This window comes from Bacillus sp. TE9106W, assembly GCF_054062215.1.
On record NZ_JBSSFA010000014.1, the window covers coordinates 78,680 to 98,843 of the forward strand.

General features: G+C 34.1%; 24 protein-coding genes and 1 pseudogene. 3 read left to right on the forward strand and 22 right to left on the reverse strand.

All coding sequences use genetic code 11. The features are described 5' to 3' along the window. Window positions 1-66 precede the first annotated feature (66 nt). The gene (locus ACVWY7_RS21695) at window positions 67-1,152 is read right to left on the reverse strand and encodes an AI-2E family transporter (protein ID WP_000837886.1); all 1,086 of its coding nucleotides are present in this window, start codon (window positions 1,150-1,152) and stop codon (window positions 67-69) included. 149 nt (window positions 1,153-1,301) lie between these two features. Here ACVWY7_RS21695 and ACVWY7_RS21700 point away from each other — a divergent pair, with 149 nt between their 5' ends. Then, window positions 1,302-2,123: an HNH endonuclease gene (locus ACVWY7_RS21700; protein WP_000189693.1), complete on the forward strand. Its 822-nt coding sequence runs from the start codon at window positions 1,302-1,304 to the stop codon at window positions 2,121-2,123. Window positions 2,124-2,352: 229 nt separating this feature from the next. Here ACVWY7_RS21700 and ACVWY7_RS21705 read toward each other — a convergent pair whose 3' ends face one another. From ACVWY7_RS21705 to aacC, 11 genes are all read right to left on the reverse strand, one after another. After that, entirely contained in the window at window positions 2,353-2,445 is a 93-nt protein-coding gene (locus ACVWY7_RS21705; protein WP_001289320.1) for a putative holin-like toxin, read from the reverse strand. Window positions 2,446-2,712: 267 nt separating this feature from the next. Beyond that, window positions 2,713-3,825, reverse strand: coding sequence for an FMNH2-dependent alkanesulfonate monooxygenase (ssuD, locus tag ACVWY7_RS21710; RefSeq protein ID WP_000422277.1), 1,113 nt, complete (start codon window positions 3,823-3,825; stop codon window positions 2,713-2,715). A 77-nt stretch (window positions 3,826-3,902) separates the two neighbouring features. After that, on the reverse strand, window positions 3,903-4,751 hold the full coding sequence (locus ACVWY7_RS21715; RefSeq protein WP_062921199.1) for an ABC transporter permease: 849 nt from the start codon (window positions 4,749-4,751) through the stop codon (window positions 3,903-3,905). A 16-nt stretch (window positions 4,752-4,767) separates the two neighbouring features. Next, on the reverse strand, window positions 4,768-5,754 hold the full coding sequence (locus tag ACVWY7_RS21720) for an aliphatic sulfonate ABC transporter substrate-binding protein (protein ID WP_105989680.1): 987 nt from the start codon (window positions 5,752-5,754) through the stop codon (window positions 4,768-4,770). A gap of 17 nt (window positions 5,755-5,771) precedes the next feature. Then, entirely contained in the window at window positions 5,772-6,527 is a 756-nt protein-coding gene (locus tag ACVWY7_RS21725; protein WP_000218623.1) for an ABC transporter ATP-binding protein, read from the reverse strand. Between the two features lie 386 nt (window positions 6,528-6,913). Then, a complete protein-coding gene (locus ACVWY7_RS21730; protein ID WP_001037859.1) occupies window positions 6,914-7,423 on the reverse strand; it encodes a DUF402 domain-containing protein in 510 nt (169 codons plus the stop codon). 103 nt (window positions 7,424-7,526) lie between these two features. Continuing rightward, window positions 7,527-8,021, reverse strand: coding sequence for an NUDIX hydrolase (locus tag ACVWY7_RS21735; protein WP_105989681.1), 495 nt, complete (start codon window positions 8,019-8,021; stop codon window positions 7,527-7,529). Further along, entirely contained in the window at window positions 8,014-9,063 is a 1,050-nt protein-coding gene (locus ACVWY7_RS21740; RefSeq protein WP_000117482.1) for a hypothetical protein, read from the reverse strand. The genes ACVWY7_RS21735 and ACVWY7_RS21740 overlap by 8 nt, the downstream gene beginning before the upstream one ends. Window positions 9,064-9,075: 12 nt before the next feature. Continuing rightward, window positions 9,076-9,549, reverse strand: coding sequence for a tetratricopeptide repeat protein (locus ACVWY7_RS21745; protein WP_000400627.1), 474 nt, complete (start codon window positions 9,547-9,549; stop codon window positions 9,076-9,078). 123 nt (window positions 9,550-9,672) lie between these two features. Beyond that, window positions 9,673-10,362 carry a phosphopantothenoylcysteine decarboxylase domain-containing protein gene (locus ACVWY7_RS21750; RefSeq protein WP_000676692.1) on the reverse strand — a complete coding sequence of 230 codons (690 nt, stop codon included), beginning with the start codon at window positions 10,360-10,362 and terminating at the stop codon, window positions 9,673-9,675. Window positions 10,363-10,377: 15 nt separating this feature from the next. Then, the gene (gene aacC / locus ACVWY7_RS21755; protein ID WP_125902946.1) at window positions 10,378-11,175 is read right to left on the reverse strand and encodes a BA2930 family N-acetyltransferase; all 798 of its coding nucleotides are present in this window, start codon (window positions 11,173-11,175) and stop codon (window positions 10,378-10,380) included. A gap of 175 nt (window positions 11,176-11,350) precedes the next feature. Here aacC and ACVWY7_RS21760 point away from each other — a divergent pair, with 175 nt between their 5' ends. After that, window positions 11,351-11,800, forward strand: a complete 450-nt coding sequence (locus ACVWY7_RS21760) for a hypothetical protein (RefSeq protein ID WP_000709415.1) — start codon at window positions 11,351-11,353, stop codon at window positions 11,798-11,800. Window positions 11,801-11,852: 52 nt separating this feature from the next. Here ACVWY7_RS21760 and ACVWY7_RS21765 read toward each other — a convergent pair whose 3' ends face one another. The 10 genes and pseudogenes from ACVWY7_RS21765 to ACVWY7_RS21810 form a co-directional block, all read right to left on the reverse strand. Continuing rightward, a complete protein-coding gene (locus ACVWY7_RS21765; protein WP_000287853.1) occupies window positions 11,853-13,100 on the reverse strand; it encodes a glutathionylspermidine synthase family protein in 1,248 nt (415 codons plus the stop codon). A gap of 20 nt (window positions 13,101-13,120) precedes the next feature. Then, the gene (locus ACVWY7_RS21770; RefSeq protein ID WP_001242155.1) at window positions 13,121-13,732 is read right to left on the reverse strand and encodes a hypothetical protein; all 612 of its coding nucleotides are present in this window, start codon (window positions 13,730-13,732) and stop codon (window positions 13,121-13,123) included. 111 nt (window positions 13,733-13,843) lie between these two features. After that, a complete protein-coding gene (locus ACVWY7_RS21775; RefSeq protein WP_105989682.1) occupies window positions 13,844-14,239 on the reverse strand; it encodes a GNAT family N-acetyltransferase in 396 nt (131 codons plus the stop codon). 56 nt (window positions 14,240-14,295) lie between these two features. Further along, window positions 14,296-15,234, reverse strand: a complete 939-nt coding sequence (locus ACVWY7_RS21780; RefSeq protein WP_000643660.1) for a DMT family transporter — start codon at window positions 15,232-15,234, stop codon at window positions 14,296-14,298. Window positions 15,235-15,303: 69 nt separating this feature from the next. Beyond that, window positions 15,304-15,825 (reverse strand): DinB family protein, encoded by a 522-nt coding sequence (locus tag ACVWY7_RS21785; protein ID WP_105989683.1) that lies wholly within the window; start codon window positions 15,823-15,825, stop codon window positions 15,304-15,306. 15 nt (window positions 15,826-15,840) lie between these two features. Continuing rightward, window positions 15,841-16,341 (reverse strand): GNAT family N-acetyltransferase, encoded by a 501-nt coding sequence (locus ACVWY7_RS21790; protein WP_105989684.1) that lies wholly within the window; start codon window positions 16,339-16,341, stop codon window positions 15,841-15,843. Window positions 16,342-16,375: 34 nt separating this feature from the next. Beyond that, a complete protein-coding gene (locus ACVWY7_RS21795) occupies window positions 16,376-16,915 on the reverse strand; it encodes a GNAT family N-acetyltransferase (RefSeq protein ID WP_105989685.1) in 540 nt (179 codons plus the stop codon). A 15-nt stretch (window positions 16,916-16,930) separates the two neighbouring features. Further along, complete coding sequence (locus ACVWY7_RS21800; RefSeq protein ID WP_105989686.1) at window positions 16,931-17,632, reverse strand: nucleotidyltransferase domain-containing protein; 702 nt, start codon at window positions 17,630-17,632, stop codon at window positions 16,931-16,933. A gap of 21 nt (window positions 17,633-17,653) precedes the next feature. Further along, a pseudogene (locus tag ACVWY7_RS21805) lies at window positions 17,654-18,323 on the reverse strand (DNA alkylation repair protein). A 391-nt stretch (window positions 18,324-18,714) separates the two neighbouring features. Next, complete coding sequence (locus ACVWY7_RS21810) at window positions 18,715-18,975, reverse strand: lipoprotein (protein WP_001106984.1); 261 nt, start codon at window positions 18,973-18,975, stop codon at window positions 18,715-18,717. Between the two features lie 217 nt (window positions 18,976-19,192). Here ACVWY7_RS21810 and ACVWY7_RS21815 point away from each other — a divergent pair, with 217 nt between their 5' ends. After that, the gene (locus tag ACVWY7_RS21815) at window positions 19,193-20,020 is read left to right on the forward strand and encodes a peptidoglycan-N-acetylglucosamine deacetylase (protein WP_000551429.1); all 828 of its coding nucleotides are present in this window, start codon (window positions 19,193-19,195) and stop codon (window positions 20,018-20,020) included. Window positions 20,021-20,164: the final 144 nt, after the last annotated feature.

Below are 20,164 nucleotides of genomic sequence, written 5' to 3' on the forward strand. Positions count from 1 at the left end.
TTTTTACATTGATTAACAAACAAAAGATACACCACTTAAAAAGCGGTGTATCTTTCTCAACTTATACTATTTTCGATTACTTCGTTTCGTCTTAAACAATCTCACTAAGTTCGATACAACTGTTTTTGTTACTGCATAAACTGGTACTGCCAAAATCATTCCGATAATTCCCGCAAAGTTACCTACCCCTAAAATTAAAATAATAATTGTTAACGGATGGATATTTAATTTTGAACTCATAATACGCGGTGAAATGATGTTACTTTCAAACTGTTGTACAATTGTTACGATAATAATTACGTACAACGCTTGCATCGGAGATACGAACAGACCTACAATAACAGCTGGTGCCGCACCGATAAATGGACCTAAGTTAGGAATGATATTTGTAAATGCTGCTATAATTCCTAAAACGAAAGCGTACGGTAAATCGATAATGAAATAACCGATAAAAGTAAAAGCACCTACAAATATACAAACGAGCGCTTGCCCTTGAATATATGCAGATAATGTTTCGTTCGTTTCCTTAATGATACGAAGTCCTTCTTCACGGTAAGACTCAGGTAATAGACTAACTGCTTTCCCTGGAAACGCATGTCCATCTTTAAACATGTAAAACAATATGAACGGTACTGTAAATATGACTAACGCAACGTTCGTGATAATACCAAATAAAGCCGTTGCACTCGACGTAAGTGTGTTTGGTATATCCTTTAAGTATTCAATTGCATTTTTTTCAATTGTTTCAATGGAAACATAGTTTTGTGTAGATAACCATTCAAACAATCTATGATGGGATAAATCTTGTATGTATACTTTTCCCTCTTTTATATAACCTGGCATATTTTTTACTAAATCCATTAGCTGTTGGGAGATCGTTGGAACTACTACTCCCACTCCTACCGCAGTTAATGTTATGATAAAAAGATATAACAGTAAAATCGCTAAATTTCTAGGTACTTTTTTATCCTCCAAAAAGACTAATACCGGATTAAATATGAAGTATAAAAAAAGCGCGATTAAGATTGGGAAAAACAACGTTGATATGAAGATACCAATCGGTTGAAATAGAAACGATATTTTTGTGCAAATAAATATGATCGCTACAACCATTAGCACTTCTAATGTCCAAAAGTGCACTTTCGATTTCAAAAAAACGTCCTCCTTTAAACTAGCACTTCTCTTCATTGTACCAAAACAAGCAACAATTTCACATAATATTTTCCTTTACAATATTCCAAAATACCAATAAATACACTACAATGAGATTACATACAAATTTGCAGGTAAAGGTGATAAAAATGACACAATGCATCATTTGCAGAAAAGATACGAAAGAACTTAGTGAACAATATGTCATCCCAGAAATATTATGTGGATATTATTTCACAAACTCCATTTGTGATACTTGTCATGAACAAATGACAACAAATATTGATCGCCCCTTAATTCGGCATAAATTAAGTCAATTTAAGATTGAGCAAATGAAAAAACAGATTGACTCCCCTCTCTATACAAATGAGCATGGTGAGGAACTTGCGGCCGCTGAGACAGATGTTGTTGAAGTAAGTGATGAAATACTTTATTCCAATGCTTTAATTATGAAACTATGTAAAAAGCACGATATTTCACTACATAATGAAATTTGGAAAGAAGAACGTGTAACGAAAGTAGCTAGCTCTATTCAACGTGAATTACTTTTAGATAACCGTAAGTATAAAATGAGTGTATTAAAAATGGCTTATACTTTCGCTGTACAAGCAGTCGATGGCTATTTTGAAGATCCAGATGCGATTGATATTTCTAACATTCTATCAAATGCTGACTTCATAGAATTAAAAGAAAAGAGCATTGTTCGCGATTTAAGCAAAAGTTCATTATGGAATACATTAAATACAAATAGCGAAAACCATTACTTTATTTTATTAAGCGATAAAGATGGCCTGTTCTGTTTCATTCGTCTATTTGATATTTTTGACGTTGTCGTTCATTTATCCGAAAAGAGATATGAACTTCCATCACCAATTGTCGGGGTCAATAATGTAAATAAACAGGAATTTTATGTCCAAACTTTAAAACAGTATATGGACGGGCTCTTTAAAGAAAAAGCACCTTCTATTTAATCACAAAACAGAACATACGGTCTCCTTTCTTGATGAAAAGACACTGTGTTATAATAAGTATGAAAAGAACAATACAATCACATAAACCAATTATAAATTGTATATAAATAAAAAAGACTAGTGTGCGGCTACACACTAGTCCACGTAACTTAGCAGATTGGATTGTTCATTTATCCTATTTGTTTCTTACAAACAAAACAACCCACATTCTATTGGCATAGGTGGGTTGTTATTTTTTGAGCTTGTCTATTAAAACGACGACGAACGTTAACAATGCAACGAGAAACAGTCCACCTTGCAGTAACAACGCTATTTCACTCACTTATTATCACCCCCCTCCTACTTGGAGAAGTGATAATTGAACAACCAACCGTACCTTAAGTTACTATTTAATTTTACCATATTTTCTGATAGTTTACGATGAAAACTCGCAAGTGATTTACTTGCGAGTTTTTTTATCCCGTATTAACAGGCAGTAAATAAAATGGAGTAAAGCATAGGTGAAACTGCCTGTAAATACCCGATTGGTTCAACTAATAATCCTTTGGGACAATTCATCCAAAGGATTAAAGTTTCACTTTATTTCTCACTATTTTTTTAATGCATATGCATCAGCTATCATTTCACCAACAATTTTATTCTCTTGTTTTTTATCTTCTTTCAATAAAGGAAATAACAGTTCTGCCACTTCATATGCCTCTTCTAAATGAGGATATCCTGATAAAACAAATGTATCAATTCCTAATGCTTCATATTCTTTTATTCTATCTGCTACTGTATGCGGATCACCTACAAGTGCAGTACCTGCGCCACCTCTTACAAGTCCTATACCAGCCCATAAGTTTGGACTTATCTCTAACGACTCCCGTGTACCTTTATTTAAATAAGTCATTCGTTTTTGACCAACTGAATCGTATCTTGCAAATGTTTTTTGAGCAAGCTCAATTGTCTCATTATCTACATATTGAATTAAACGTTCTGCCTCTTCCCATGCTTCTTCTTCTGTTTCTCTTACAATTACGTGTAATCTAATGCCAAATTGAACCGTACGCCCCTTTTCTTCCGCAAGTTTTCTTACTTCATCTATTTTCTCTTTCACTTGCTTTGGTGGCTCGCCCCACGTTAAATATACATCACTATGTTCTGCTGCAACTTCCTTTCCAGCAGCGGATGATCCTCCAAAATATATAGGAGGGTAAGGCGTTTGAACTGGCGGGAACACAACTTTACTATCCGTAACCTTAATATGTTTTCCTTCTAAAGAAATTGTTTCACCTTGCAATGTCGATTTCCAAACTTTTAAAAACTCATCTGCTGCTTCATATCTTTCATCATGCTCAAGATATAATCCATCACCTTGCAATTCAACTGGATCCCCTCCAGCTACTACATTAATTAGAAGTCTGCCGTCTGAAATTCTATCAAATGTAGAAGCCATCCTCGCTGCAACTGTTGGTGACATTAGTCCCGGTCTAACTGCTACTAAAAATTTCAGCTTTTCTGTCTCAGCTGCAAGAGCTGACGCTAACACCCATGGATCTTCACAACCTTGACCAGTTGGAAGTAACACACCTGTATATCCTAAATAATCGGCTGCCTGTGCAACTTGTTTATAATAACCATACTCAGCTGCTCTTCCTCTCTTTGTTGTACCTAAATATCTACCATCTCCATAAGCCGGAATAAACCATAATAATTCCATTTTTTTTGCACACCCCTTTATTATTTTGAAACGTATATTAAAGCACTCTATATAAATTACCCCTAATAATTTATATATTAATTCCCTGTCTCACCTTTAAAATTATCCCTCCATCTTAAAAACTTAACTTCTAGTAAACGTACGAGTGAATCAGAAAACTTCCCAACGAATGCAAAAATTATAATACCGACAAATACGATATCTGTATTTGAAAATTGCCTTGCATCCATTATCATATAGCCAATACCTTCTGTAGATCCCATAAGTTCTGCTACTACTAAACTCACCCATGCAACTCCTAATGATAATCTTGCTCCTAGTAATAGGTTCGGTAATGCGGCAGGTAAAATTAATTTTGTAATTAATTTTCTTTTACTAAACTCTAACACTCTCGCAACATCAAATAATTTTGAATCTACACCTCGTATTCCTAGAAACGCGTTTACGTATAAAGGAAAAAATGCACCATCTGCAATTAATAACACTTTTGATGTTTCCCCAAAACCGAACCATAATACGAAAAGCGGTGCAACAGCTAAGTGAGGCACAGTTCTTAACATTTGTACTGACGGATCTAAATATTGCTCACTCCTCGTTGAAAATCCAACAATTGTTCCTAAAATAATTCCTAAACTCCCGCCAATAAAGAAACCAGCCGCAGCCCTGAATACACTAATACTTAAATGACCGAATAACTCTCCTGTTTTTAAAAGTTCTTGAAAAGCTACAAATATATCTAGCGGCGTTGGTAAAACTGTTTTAGAAACTAGACCAAATACGCCGGCCAATTGCCAAATTATTAATATAATAATCGGTATAGTAATTGCCCTTATCAAAAATTTGATATTCGTCTTCTGTACTTTCTTTACATTGTTTTTCTCAATCGTTATACTCGCCCTTTTAATAACCGCTTTCGTATTCTCCAATTTATACAACCTCTTTTCACTTCGCCTTTAACGCTTTTTCTACGAAAGAATTATCTACAACTTTATCTGTCTTAATTTCTTTCTTTATAGAACCGAGCTTATATTGAAAGTCTGCTGTCTTTTGCTGTTCTGCTATTATTTCTTTTGTTACCGGAACTAAGATGGGTTTGTCGTGTTGAAATACTTCTTTTACAATCTCTGCATCTATTTTCTTTGCAGAATTGTATATTTTTATTGCCTCATCCAAGTTTTCATCTTGCCATACACGTGCTTTTTCATATACTTTAAGGAATTTCTCAACTAATTCTGGATGCTCTTTTGCAAATTTTGTTCTCGCAATTAAAAACTCTGGAGAAGATACATTTAATATTTCACCATCTGTAATCACCTTCGCTCCTTTATTTACCGTATGTAACGATATGAAGGGATCCCAAATTGCCCATGCATCTACTGATCCTGATTCAAATGCTGGCTGCGCTTCATCTGGTTGTAACTGAATGATATTAACATCTTTCGCATCGATACCTTCTTTATCTAGCGCTCGATACAATAAATTAAATGCGCTACTTCCTTTTGCAACTGCGATTTTTTTACCTTTCAATTCTTTGACACTCGTAATCTTGCTATCCTGTTGTACAAGAATCCCTGTTCCTTTTCTCGCATAGCTTGTATTAGCAATTTCAGTAAATCCAATACCTGCTGATTGCGCTGAAATAACCGGGGAGTTCCCCACTTCACCAAAGTCTAATCGATCTGATGCAATTGCTTCAAAATAAGGAGGACCACTTTGAAACTCTGTCCATTTCACTTTAACTCCTTCCTTTTTAAATTCTTCTTCAAACCAGCCCTTTTTCTGTGCCAGTAAGAGCGGACTTAATCCTTGCTGAATACCAATTTGCACTGTTACATCTTCTTTCTTACTACTTGCTGTGCTTTTTTCACATCCGAATAAAAATAAAGAAATAGCTAAAGCAAAAGAAAGAACTTTAAATTTTTTATACATAAATACTCACCCTTTCCCTATATACTTGTTTGAATCAATCCTCCATGCTCAAACTGCTGTAATACTTTCGTTCGAAGCTGTTGGAATGATTGAGAAGTTTTATTTCGCGGGTAAGACAAATTATTTTCAATTACTTTATGTATTTCTCCTGGCTTTGCACTCATGATGACAATTCGGTTTGAAAGATATATCGCTTCATCTATATCGTGTGTAACAAATATCATTGTCGTTTTCTTTTGCTCCCAAATATTCAGCAATACTTCTTGCAAATGACTTCGCGTAAACGCATCCAGTGCTCCAAAAGGTTCATCGAGTAATAATACACTTGGGTCTCTTAATAAAGCTCTTGCAATCGCAACGCGTTGTGACATCCCACCTGATATTTCTTTCGGATATGATTTTTCAAAACCATCTAACCGAACAATTTCAACCCATTCCTTTACCTTATCCTTCACATACTTATCTTTTAATGACAAATCAGCTGCAATGTTTTCTTCAACTGTTAACCACGGAAACAGACGATGCTCTTGAAATATAAATCCTTGCTTCTTACTCGGTTTTGTTATGCGCTCCCCATCAATAATGATTTCACCTTCAAAATCGTTGTCTAAACCGGCAACAATTTTTAATAATGTACTTTTCCCGCAACCACTCGGACCAATTACTGTAACAAAATCCCCTTTTTCTAATTGAAAATTAATATTCTCTAATACTTGAACAGTACCAGTTTGCTTCAAAAAACATTTTGATACCTCATTAATTGAAACAGTCACTTCTTCCCCTCCTTGAAATGATTCATCTAAATGAATAGATTCAGTATTTATGTAATAAAAAAACCAAAGGCATTTTATCAATAGATAAAATGCCTTTGGTTTCTCCAATCAGCAATACGTTATGGAATTAACTACATATTATACAAACATTTCCGATAAGTCAACTAGGTTTTATTAAAACATACAAACGATTTGTTTAAACTTCTTGACTGTTGTTTCATCGAAAGCTATTTCTTATCGTTCTTAATCCATTGTAACCAATAAGAAAACTCACATGCCTCAAGAAATACACTTCTAACCTTACACTTATCAAAAAAGTTAGATCATATAACTTAAGACTACTCAATTTCATTAAACACGTATTCTATTTTCAAAGCGATTACACTTTAGTTTAACCTCACCCTTTCTGTCTCTACAATCATTTGAGGAAGCGTCTTTTGAATGATTTCCTCTAATACATAAAGAGCTTCATTCACATAGCCACCTTCAAAACTCTCTAAAGGCTCAGGTAACTCATCTTCATCTAAAATAAAATATTCTCCGCTTGGAAGTACTAAAATATCAATAATTAAATCTTCAAATGACACTAGTTCGTCTGTTATTTGCGTATTTTTTACAACATTAAAATAAGAGCCTACATACATTCCATTCTTATCTCTCCATATGTATAAATTGTACGGACGATCTTCCCAGTAGTATGCAATGGTGTAACTTCCTTTTGGGATTGTTAAACTTGCACTATGTGCAGTCATTGTAAATGAATACTGAACCTCATGAAATAGCACGATACTTTGCAACTGCTTTTCAAGTAATAAGCAAGTATGATCTACTATTGTCGAGTCATACCGGATTTTTCTTTCTACAATTTTACTTTTAAGTGTAAGTAATTTATTCATTGTTTGTTTCCCCTTAAGCTATTTCTAACCTTAATTATATCCATTTATATAGTGATAAAGAAGTGTTTGGTCTCCAAATACACAATAAAAACTCCCTCTTATTTTAGAAGGAGTTTTTCACTGTCCATGTTTCATATTTTTTCACTTCTAATGGAAGCTCATTTGTTTTCAGCCACTCTACTGCACTACATACAAGCGGAGATGAATTGCGTTCTGTAATGCTTTCGATAGGAATCCATCTAGCTCCTGATGAATCTTGTTCTTCAAATTGTTCCGGTACTTCGAATTTACCTCCGCACCTTTCAACACCGTAGAAAACTGCGATATGATGTACATGTGTGTACTCCTTGAACTTTGATGGAAATTGAAAATCAATTGTACCTATTTGTTTTACTACCGTTACATTTATCCCGGTCTCCTCTTTTATCTCTCTATGAAGTGCAGCTAATAATGTTTCCCCATCTTCTAAACTACCACCAGGTAGATCATACCGATTTCTATATGGACCTTTCATTTTATCGATTACTAATATTTGATTGTTTTCGATACAAATGCCGTACACACCAAACGCATGATGAAAATTAGTAGCATTATTCATGTTTTAACTTCTCCGTAACCGCATCATAAAACTTCCGTTCCTCATCAACATTTAAGTGAACACGACTTACTGTTTTAGAAAATCCATATAACAATTGCGCTTTCATTGGCTCTTTAAGTATTATTTCAAATGTTGGAGGTTCCTTTATAAATTCCATCACGGTTGCATCAAGAACCTCTTTCTCTTTCTTTAAAAGTTCTCCTTTATAAAACGTAATTGTATCAATTTGTGTAAATGGTATAATAATTTTCTTTCCTAACCCAATTTGAATGATTATCTTTTCTTCCGCAAGAATAATTAGATTTTTTCGCATTGCTTGTATTTCAGCTAAAAAATAAAACATTGCATACACGTTTAAAATAAGTAACATCCATGCTATTACTGGATTCCATTGATGAAGCAAATAATGAAAACCGATACTTTCTATTAAGGTCGCATGGATGATCATGATATATACACCTATTGCACCAGTCTTTTTGTGATATGAGTATACGGATTCACCTTCTGGCACTTTTTCACGCCACGATAAAAATGCATAATAGATTAACTTACACTCTGTTACAATGATATCTACTAATTTATTTCTTTTCATAGTGGCTTCAAACGCAGCATCAATTGCATAAGAAAATAAAGAATACTCACTTTTATATTCTTTATATTTTTTTATTATGTTAGGAAGCTTTCTAACAATTTTATATAGAAGAAATAACTCTACACATACAAAAGCAATTTCTCCTGCAACTATAATATAAGAAACGTATGAAAAAGCTTGTAAATAGTCGCTTGGAATAATAAATCTTGCAAATATATAACCAGCTATTACAACAGGAAATATATATGTTAACGAGTATCTTTTTCGAATAATAAAGAAATACGTAATGACTGGAATTACAAACATGCAATCTAATAATGATCCAAGAACAACTTCTTTCGGAGTAGCTGGTACAATCGGAAGAGCATACAATAAATAGTTTGATAACAAAATTAAAGATACAAGTCCAATCCATATACCTTTTCGCCTTCGCGAAAGTGTGACACTCATACATTCACTCCTCTATTTATAAACCTCGTTTAAATGGTCTTTATAAAATGAAATAGCACGTTCAAATTCTTTAACCTCTTCTACTTTTACGACTGTTTCAAGTAATAATTTCATCGCGGATTCATGATCGTTTACATTATATTTCGCTAATGACAAAAATACTTTCATCACATCATTATCTGGAAACTGCTGCAAACCTGTTTCTAAAACAGTAATTGCTTTGTCATACTCACCTATACAACGATATGTACTACCAAGACCGATATATGCGCCGCAAAGCGACTCACCTTCAAGACCGTTTGCAATCGCCTGTTCATAATACGGCATAGCTTCTGTTTCCAGCCCCATTACATCATGTATCCATGCACATTGATAAAGTACTTCTGCATCCCTCGTAAAGTTCGTTAATCCAATGAGTATCTCTTTAGACTGCGCATATTTCTTTTCTTTCCGGAGTTTAATAGCTTGCTTTAATAAATGTTCCATAGAATTCACTCCTCACCAATTATTCTATGTATCCATATTGAATGGTTAACGTTTGTATCAAAGCAAAAAGTTTCACTTACCAATATATACTATGCAGATTCACTCTTATCCAAATACTTGAAATTATAAAGCAGTAACGCGATTACATAATACCTCTAACCTTTTAACAATTTCTTTCGCTGTTTCATCTTTTCCATTACATAACTGCCCTTTACCGTCTTGTCCAATTACGTAGTGTACCGCTCCGCGCGAATATAAAGAATGTGGTGAATTTGCAATCATTACACTTGCCTTTGCTTCTTCCATTCTATTTTTCGCTCTTTCAAACAGTTCTTCTTCATTTACATCGCTTTCAAGTTTAAAGCCAACGAGTACAGTTTCTGAATCCCACTGTTTTATTTGCTTTAATACTTTCGGTGCCTTTTGAAAATGTATAATTGGCGCTATATCACTTGAGATTTTTCCATTCATATCAAGAACATTGCCCTCTTGATCACAAATTTTGTCCACAACCCAATCAGACCCAGCCGCTGCCATAATAACCGCATCGACTTTTTCATGCGTAATGATACTTTTCATTTTATCTCGTAAATCAATAATTCCTTCAAATGGGTGTAATTCTAATTGATTGTTTATATCATTCGGTTTCTCCGCAAAATAACCGTGTAAATATATAACATGGGCCCCTTTACTTATAAGATCTTCGGCGATTATTCTTCCAATTGTTCCTTTTGCCATATTTGTATGTCCGCGTACTTGATCCCATTTTTCTAAACAACCACCGCTTGTAATTAATACCTTTTTCCCCTTCATCGTAACCATCCCTTACTAATTTTTCTTACGAAACCATTCTGTTCCAAAGTCAACTATATCACGTTGTTTCATAAGACGGCACTTTGCGTTTCCTATTTTCCCCATTGTTACGGTTCCCTTTTGCTCAAACTCTACACCAATTTCTACAAATTTATCAGAATCGTAATCCATATCAACAAATTCTTTCCATACTCTTTCACCATTTTCTATAATAGGTGCCCCTACTTTTATTAACTCACATGCACCAGAACGTACTTCTGATAAATGTACAGAAGTATTGGAATCATATCCAACACCAATTAATAATATGTATCCGTCTAGATCGTATATTTTTCTTAATGGAGATTCTTCTCCTAAACTCATCGATAGTGACTGATTCTCCGTTATTTCTTCTGCATGTCTTCCCCATGCAGCAAAGCTTCCTAATGGATGGTTACTACGTACTACATTCGGATATGTACGAAAACATTCAACTACTTTTCCCATTGCCCTTGTTGGTGTTATATGTGGCTCAAATGCTGGGACGTTATCCCGAATAATTTGCCACCATTCTTCAGGTACAGGTGGTCTTGACCAATGTTTCGGATCAGATAAATCCGAAGACTGAGTTGGCATAATAATCGTTCCCTCTTCTGTAATAACCTCCATTAACGCCTCTACTACTGCAACTGCTCCGCCTGATACCCAGCCAATAGAACTTAACGAAGAATGTACAATAACCGTCATTCCTTTTTTCAACCCTAATTTTCTTAAATCATTTGTAATTGTTTTGATTGTATTTGGCAATTGCGTACTTGCCACTATGTCATTCATTTTCACGATTGTTCCCCCATTTGTTTTAAAATACTACATACATACATATATTATCATATTTTTCTTAATTTTTAACTTAATCGTCTTTACGAACATAAAAAAATGGTAATATACTTACAAAGATATCAGTTACATTATGGTGTATTGATTTGAAATAACTAAAGAAGGTGAACAAATGAAAAAAGCTTTATTCTCTTTTCTACTATTTGGACTCGTTTTCTTAAGCGCATGTGTCTCTTTTCAAAATGAATATGAAGATTATTGGGTAATAGAAAAATCCAGATATAATAAAATTGGATTGGGCCCATCAAATTTATATGAAAAAGCACAAGAAGATCCAACGATGGTACATTACTCAAATGATAGTATTAGCGAAGGTAAAAGAATGATATATTTAGCATTTGGAACGAAATATAAAAATGATAAAATTACAGTAAAAGAAGTGAAGGATGAAAAAGACAAATCTGTTATCGTCTTGCATATCGAGAAAAGTAAAGGAAAAGATGAAAACCCAGTCATGTATATTGGTGTACCAAAACTTAGAGACTTTATTACAATTGTAGATGAAGATGGAAACAAAATCTTTGAAATGAAGAAAAATGAAAGCGTTACATCACAGCAATAAAAACGCTATATGAGCAAAGAGCTTATCAAAAATGATAAGCTCTTTGTTTCATTTATCCTTCAATTGTAACTCCAGTAAACATCGATAAATTTCCTGTTATTTTCTCACCTACACGTAAAAATAAACCAGCAGCTCTCCCGCTAATACAGTGTGAACCAATTAATAGTTTACCAGTATACGGACCGTCCCACGTGTCAATTGGATAGTCAGGCATTTCTACGTATTGCTGATATATTTTCCGCTGTTCAAAGTAATACTCTGTTTTATCTTCAGCTAATAGTTCATTATTTTCGTATATAGATACTCCTCCGCCTTCACGGCCGTATAAAGGTTTAGAAACATATGATTCATTTCTTTCTATAAACGGTTTATTTGTAAAATATGTCGGTAAGAAGTAGTTCTGAATGATTCCTCGCTCCTCTTCCTCAAAGAAAACTTCCTCTTCGTAAAGTTGCCAAATTAATGCGAGTACACTTTTATTTTGCATAAGAAAAGCAGCTGGTGGATTAATGATTTTCACTCTACCTTGCGCTATATGATCTAAAAACTGGAGTCCAATTCTTTTCCCGTTTTTATCAGCGTCTGAAACTAAATATTCAATTGGATATAGTCTATATAAATAATGAATTCTCTCACCATCTGGCGTATATATACCATCATCTGCCACGACGATATCTTGTATACCTATATAATCCGTTGACTGATCTAAGCAATAGCTTCTTAAAAATTGAACCGTTTGATGGTCTTCATCATGCCAATCATAACTCGTAAAATAAATCGTTTCTCTAGGATCTATACTATAGTCATGTTTAATTTGTTCCCACGCCTGCACAATATGCTCTTCTATATGATTTGGATGATTTACATCGTGATAACGGCATAATACTTCATTTGCGACAGATGGCTCTAAATAACCTGTGGGTGTATCACAATTTACTTCTATTAACTTTATATCTTCACCATTTACGATAAAGTCAAACCTTGTAAAATATGAAAACAAACCTGTATGTTTCATTCTCGCAATTTCCCACGTTTCAGCTGGAAATCCTAATTTTTGAAAATCTTTTGTCGTATTGAGAATGTATTGATACGTTCTATATAGCACATACATAATTTCTTCTGTCGCTTTTGAAATAGCAGTATAAGTTTTTATTGGCATACGATACATACCTGTTGCCATATATTGATTCCATTCTTCATTTTCTAATAGACTCGGCCAAGTAAACCCATTCCGACCAGCCTCTTCTGCAAGTGAAAACCATACTTTCATATAATCTTTCTGTTCTTGTTCTGTATACATTACTCCATTATCCTTTCATTTTAGGATCCTGCTGGCGCTTTTGCATTCCCAATTCCACTAGAACCAGAATTCACTTTCGGCGTTTGTGTCGTAGATGATTTCGGCGCATTTGTATCTGGTGTTACTTTATTTGATGGATTTGGCTGCTGTTTATTTAAATCTACTTTATTGGAAGATTTATTATTGTTGCTGTTAGTTCCGCCGTAATACCCTCCACCACCGCTGCCTCCAGTTCTACTTTGGTCTTTTTCACGATATGGAATAATGTTATTTGCATACGGTTTCTTCATTATATTCGGTTTTACTGTATAATTCATATTTGAAGTTCTGCTTGCTAATAAATATCCTGCAACGAACGGCAGTATCGGTAAATGTGAATTTTCATGATAAGAAGAAAATGACGGGTTATTTTCCTTACATAACTCATCTTTTTCTACATTTTCATTAGTTGGAGCTTTATCATCACAATTTAATCTTTCTTGTTCATTTCCTTGTTTTGCACCATCTGTTTTAACAGCAGTACTTTCTTGCTGGGCAGTATCTTCTTCATAATCGCCACAGCCCGTTAATAAAAAAGATGACACTCCTATTGAAGTAGCAATTTTTATAAATTTACTTTTATCCATTCTCATGTGTTATACACCCATCTTCTTTTATCTATATTTTTCCAGATACCTATATTATATAATGTTATTATTACTTTTTTCAAACCATACTCAATATGTATATTTTCATTGCTCCTTTTACAAGTAACAATGAAATCTTTCAACTCCTGGATATTTTTCTCCTAAACTTCTAACCTGAAAACCAATTTTTTTATAAAATTCTACCGCCTCATCGTCTGTCTCTGCCTCGAGATACGTCAATTGATGTATTCTTACTACTTCCTTTATCATCTGCAACGCAATCCCTTTATGACGATATTGCGGAATGACTGCTATGTGGCGAATTTTTGCTTTATTTGCTCCTATTATTTCAATACCTATACAAGCCTGTTCTTTATGTCTATACAATGTCCCTTTATTCCTTTCATAAAATAAAACCGCTTTCTTTAAACTCGTTTCACTTGGTCCAACTGCATATTGTAGTACATTTAAAATAGAATCTTTCTCAATTTGTTCAACGTGTTGCAAATTCATCTCTTCATCCCTTTTTACGAAAAAAGATTAGCTCTTTATAAAAAGAGCTAATCTCATTACGCAGTTATTTTTTCTTCTTTTTTCACAACGACTGCTACATAACTATGTAGTATCATTCCAATAATAACTAGACTCATACCAATCCAAGATAAAGATGACGGAATTGGCGCAGATAGTAAGATGAGTTCTCCTACTAGCGCAAATAAAACTTCACCTGACTGAGTTGCTTCTACTGTTGCTAGTTTTTGCGGATCATCTTTTACAAGATCTGTCGCAAAGAAGAATAATACCGTTGCGATTAAACCTGAACTAACCGCTACAATAAAACATTGAAACACTTGGCTACTTGACGGTAGACCACCTGTTGATACTTCATAACCAGATAGTAAAAACCAAAATGGTAGGCTTGCTAATGTCATACCAAGAACTCGCTGGAATACATCTAACTCCCCTTTACAAACTTGCATCATTTTTCGATTTCCAAGAGGATACGCAAAAGCTGCAATAAGTACTGGAACTACACATAAAACGGTTTCACGAATTCCTAATGAAGAAGCATGTTCTACTTGCATAAGTACAACACCGCATAAAATAATACCCGACATAACTAATTCCTTCATTGGGAGTTTTTTATGTAACGGATCTACCGCAAAAAATGGTGTTAACAAAATCCCTGCGACGATTGTAATTTGCCATGTAGATGCAACGAGCCAACCAGGTCCAAAAGCTCCAGCAAAACTAAGTGGTGCATAGAAGAGACCGAATCCAACGATACTCCACACTAACCAATCTTTCGGATTATTTTTCATATATTGAAAGAGTTGCTTTAAGTTTCCTCTATACATGACAATAAGTAAAAGCATTGGAACCATAAAGTAGTACCGTAATGATGCACTCCAAATCCAGCTTCCGCCTTCTAGATCCATTGCCCGATTTAAAACGAAGGTAAAGGCAAAGAAAAATGATGCCAATATCCCTACTGCAATAGCTTTCATTATAAAACCCCTTGTTTAGTTTCTTCTTATACTATACAACAAATTAAATATAATTAAAATTCGAAATCTTTATCTCGCATCTATTCTAGCTCTATATAGTGTTCTTAGTCGACCAATATGAGCTTGATGATATCGATTATGATCGGCTATATGCCATATCCCCCATCTTATAGTCGCATTTTCTCCCTTTTCATAAAAAACCTCTCGTGTTAAATCATATTCTGTTAGTTTCATGCATTCCTCATAAAACATATGATGCACCGCTTCATAATCTTGCATTAATTGTTGTAACGTCTGTTTTTTTAAACTTGGCAGTTCTCCTACTTCATTTAACATAGGTCCGTATTTATTTTCAAGCACGATTGGAACTGCTTCTCCTTTTAAGCGATACACCCAATGCAAATCAACAACTGCTAAATGTTGAAGTAGTTGTCCGATGCTATTTTCATTATTTTCTGATCCTTTAAAAGACAATTCCTTCTCATCAATACCTTCTACTAACTTTTGCAATCGTTTATATGTATCCGTAACCATCGCATACAAAATCGCAACTTGCGGGTTCATATTTTTTTCTAAATGAAGATCTTTCATACGAAACTCCCTCTCTTAAAAGAACAACACCATATATTCATCATCACTATATACACCGTTCATTTTTATAGCTCTTTTTTCAATTCCATATGTTTTAAAGCCCATTGATTCATACAATTTTTTTGCCGGCTCGTTTGTGGATACAACACCTAATGTTAATTGTTCCAAGTTCATTTCTTTTGCTCTTTCAATTGCCTTACATATTAACTCACGTGCAAGGCCACTTCTTCGATTGCTTGCATCTACATACATCGCAACGATATGCCCTTTATGTTTATACGCCTCTTTCTCTTCTGTTAGTAAAGTGACAACTCCAACTAATTGCTTCTCCTCATTAAAAGCACCGAATGTACAACTAGTAGCAGCTGTTAAATTACTTTCCACTCGCTTAATCGGATTTTCTTGACGAATCGCCTCTTCATAAGTCGTTACAAATGCCTCGGGATTTACTTGTAATGCTTGTAAACGTAAGTCCCAATATTTTTTTGCATCTTCTTTCGTAAGTAATCGAATCATATTTCTTCATCCCCTTTAAGTTAACATAACATTTTTACAAACTACTAATTAAAGATTGATATTCTTCTCTTAACATACTATAACGATAGCGATGAATGAACTGACCTTTACGTAATCGATCATTTCTCATTAACCCTTCGCATACAAAACCAGCCTTTCCATAGCTCTTTCTAGCTTGTAAATTATTTTCATCTACACGTAGCCATACTTTTTCTAATTCAAAGAATGCTACATGTAACATACTATATAGGGCGGCTATTCCATACCCTTTACCCCAGTATTCTTTATTACCAATCGCGATTCCCAATTCTGCATTTTTATTTGTTTTATCAAAGTTTTTAAGATCTACCCATCCAATATGTATGCCGTTCTCTGCAGTGATAGCTCTTTGTTCATAACCATTTTTTCGATTTATACATGCCTCAATCCATTGTTTTGTATCTTCAAGAGTGAACGGTGGATATTGATCTGGTACAACTAAATGTTTTGTTACTTTTGTATCTAATGACCATTGATATCGGTCTTCTACATCATCTAGCGTCAGTTCTCTTAATTGAACGAATGGAACATTCATTGTGCTATCCCCTTTTTATTTTCCTATAGAAAACCCTTCGAACATTCTTCCTCCATACTGTTCTAACGTTTTTTCTACAAAAGTAATTAATTTACTTTTTTCTCCCGTTGTATAAAAATGATCGAACGCCGCTACAAATTGATCTGCATACTGTTCATCATATTTTCTAAGTACCCTTATAAACCATTTTGAATTTCCAAGCCATTTCCCATTTACTCTTAATACATATTCATGTAATAAATCAGCTAATAAATTCGCGATAAACAATTCTTCTTCTCTTTTTGATGCACCAATAAAATCATCCAAAGTATCCGTAATAAAATACCGCTTCTGCTTCATCATTTCTTCGGTCCATTTAACTGGTCCTTTATTTAGTAAATCACTTGCTTCTCTTTTTAGTTTTTCAACAATTTCATTTTCACCTTTTAATACAATCCCCTCTGAAACTAATTGTGGTAACGAAGGTCTCCCGCGATCGCAATCCATTTTAAAAAAGGTTTTATACGTTTCAAAATTATGTACAAACACTTCAACAGGCCAGCCATTACTATAGAAAGATTCTCGATAACAAGACGTTAAACTTTGATCAACTATTACAATGTCCAGATCGGATGTTTTTGTCGCTTCTCCTCTTGCAACGCTTCCTCCAAGTAAAGCTACATCACAATTCGGAAATTGTGATGTAATTATGCTTTGTGCCGCTTCCATTGCTTTCATAACCGTTCCCCTTTTCTTATTTCACTTTCTTTTTTTAGCTCTTTCTCTCGCCTTTTTAATATACGGCTCTGCGTCTGGTGTTTTGCAAGATGTTGCCCCGTGATCAACCTGCACTTTTCCAATTTCACGTGCCATTTCAATCGCTTTTCTCTCTAAGTCTTCATTACGAATTCCTATCGCAATTAAAGCACTATTCATTGCTTCTTTTTTTCTATTTTTTTCATTATGTATATTTGCTTTAATCTCTTCTAGATAAGGAAAGAAGAAATCATCTTGTAACGTTTTATTTTTAATCGCTATATTTGCTAATAAAGACCAGCCTGCTCGTCCAATCCATTCATCATCAGACTTTGTCCATTCTTTCTATCGCAATTGGCGACGTACAAATAGCCGTCATCAAAACATCCATTAAACAATAATAATCAACTTCCTGTACCCATTTATTTAGCAGTTCTGTCGTAACTTTCTTTGGATCTAAAATCATTGTTGCTAAAGTCATTGCATCCATATTTTTTGTTTCCCATAATGAAATTGCTAAATCGTGATCTTTTTTTATCTTCTTTTTTAACAATTTTAAATTGGCAAAACTAACTCCGAATAGTGGCTCTTTCGCTCCGTGATTTTTATACGTTTTACGATTTTGTTCTGTTCCATATTCCTCTAGTTGCTGCATTACTTCCTCAAGTAACATATACCCACCTCTTTATCTTTTATTTTGACTTCATATATGTATGTACGATATATTCTACATTACTTTTTGGTTTTCCTATGTGTATTTTTAAAATACGGTATGTGAAATTTTAAATTTATCCAGAAGATATACCGTCTCCTTATTGATTCGCAAAAAAATATATTTTTTCATCATCAACTCCGTATTACATGAAACATCTAATAAGTATGGTATACAGCTTCTTTTCTTTATAAGTTACGCATATTAAGCTGAAAATAAGTTTGGCTATCTATATTTTTTACACTCATTAGCTCATATACAATTATAAACCACTTTCCTTTTAGAGCGAAAAGTGGTTTATGTTTTCCGAAAATATTTGATATGTTAAGCTATACAATTCATTACTGTTCGACTACTCATTTTCTTTTTTCTTCTTTTGTTCCTCAGATGGCTCTTCTGTTGGATCTGGTTCTTGTTCATCCTTTTTGTTTAACTCATTATTTTGTTCTTTAGCAGGGTCTTGTTTTTCATTTTTTTCCTCCTGTCTTTGTTCAGAAGGTTCCTCCGTTGGATCTGGCTCCTTTTCATCTTTTGGAGCTGGGTTACAACCAATTAACAATCCTACCGTAAATATGCTCGTCATAAATATAGAAAGCATTTTTTTATAATTCAATTAAAGCACCTCCTAAAATTAATATCTCTTGTATTGTTTCCAATTCATAATTCAATTTATCCAATTTTTTATGACATTTCTTTAAAAATGCCATTCCTTTAAAATCTTGCATACTTTTTTACAAACTTTCTTGCGCTTGTAAAAAAGTTTTTTTGCATTTCCATACCTATAATTGCTAATATAGTAGAGTAGAACTTTTATAGAGAGAAGGAAAATTATGCACAATGGAATTCGAATGACAACTTTAGTGAAAAGGGCTATGTTGATTTGCGCGGGGGTATTATTTACATACGAAGCGGCTTTAGGATCAGCACATACTGCTCTAGCAAGTACAGAGGATGAAGCAAAATCTGTTCAACTTGTAAGTGAAATTCAATCATCTCTTGCACCGAAAGAAGCTCCTAAACAATATAATGGGCAAGTTAGAAAAGTAGCTTATTTAACATTTGATGATGGTCCTGGAAAATACACAGCTGAGCTTTTAGATATGTTAAAGAAAGAAAATGCAAAAGCAACATTCTTCCTTATTGGTTCAAATGTAAAAGCTTTCCCTGATCTTGTAAAACGCGAAGATGCTGAAGGCCACTACGTTGGGATGCACAGTATGACTCATAACTACAAGAAACTTTACACAGAAGGTCATTATGTAGATGAGATGAAAGAAGACCAAGGATTAATCGCTGGCGTTCTAGGTAAATCGCCAGTATTAACTCGTCCATCTTACGGCTCAATGCCAGGATTAAACGAAGCGCTTCGTAACAAAGTTGTTGAGAATGGGCTAAAAGTTTGGGATTGGACAATTGATTCATTAGACTGGAGATATAACAAAATGCCTGTTGACGCTGCATCAGCTAAAATTGTAGAAAACGTTATCAATGGTGCAAACAAGCCGACAGAAGTTATCCTTATGCACGACATTCATCCACAATCTGTAAAAGCAGTACCTGGTATTATTAAAGGGCTGAAAGAAAAAGGATATGAATTAGAAGCCTATAGTGAGAACGAACACTTCCCATTAAACTTCTGGCATGATAATCGTATGTAATGAAAAAGACTTGATTTCCTTTATATAGGAATCAAGTCTTTTTATCGTTGAGTTACTCCTCGTATATTCGACTCAAACTCCCCCTTCTCTAAATCAATACAAATTAAAAATCACATGCTATACTATAATTTAGTTTAAATAAGT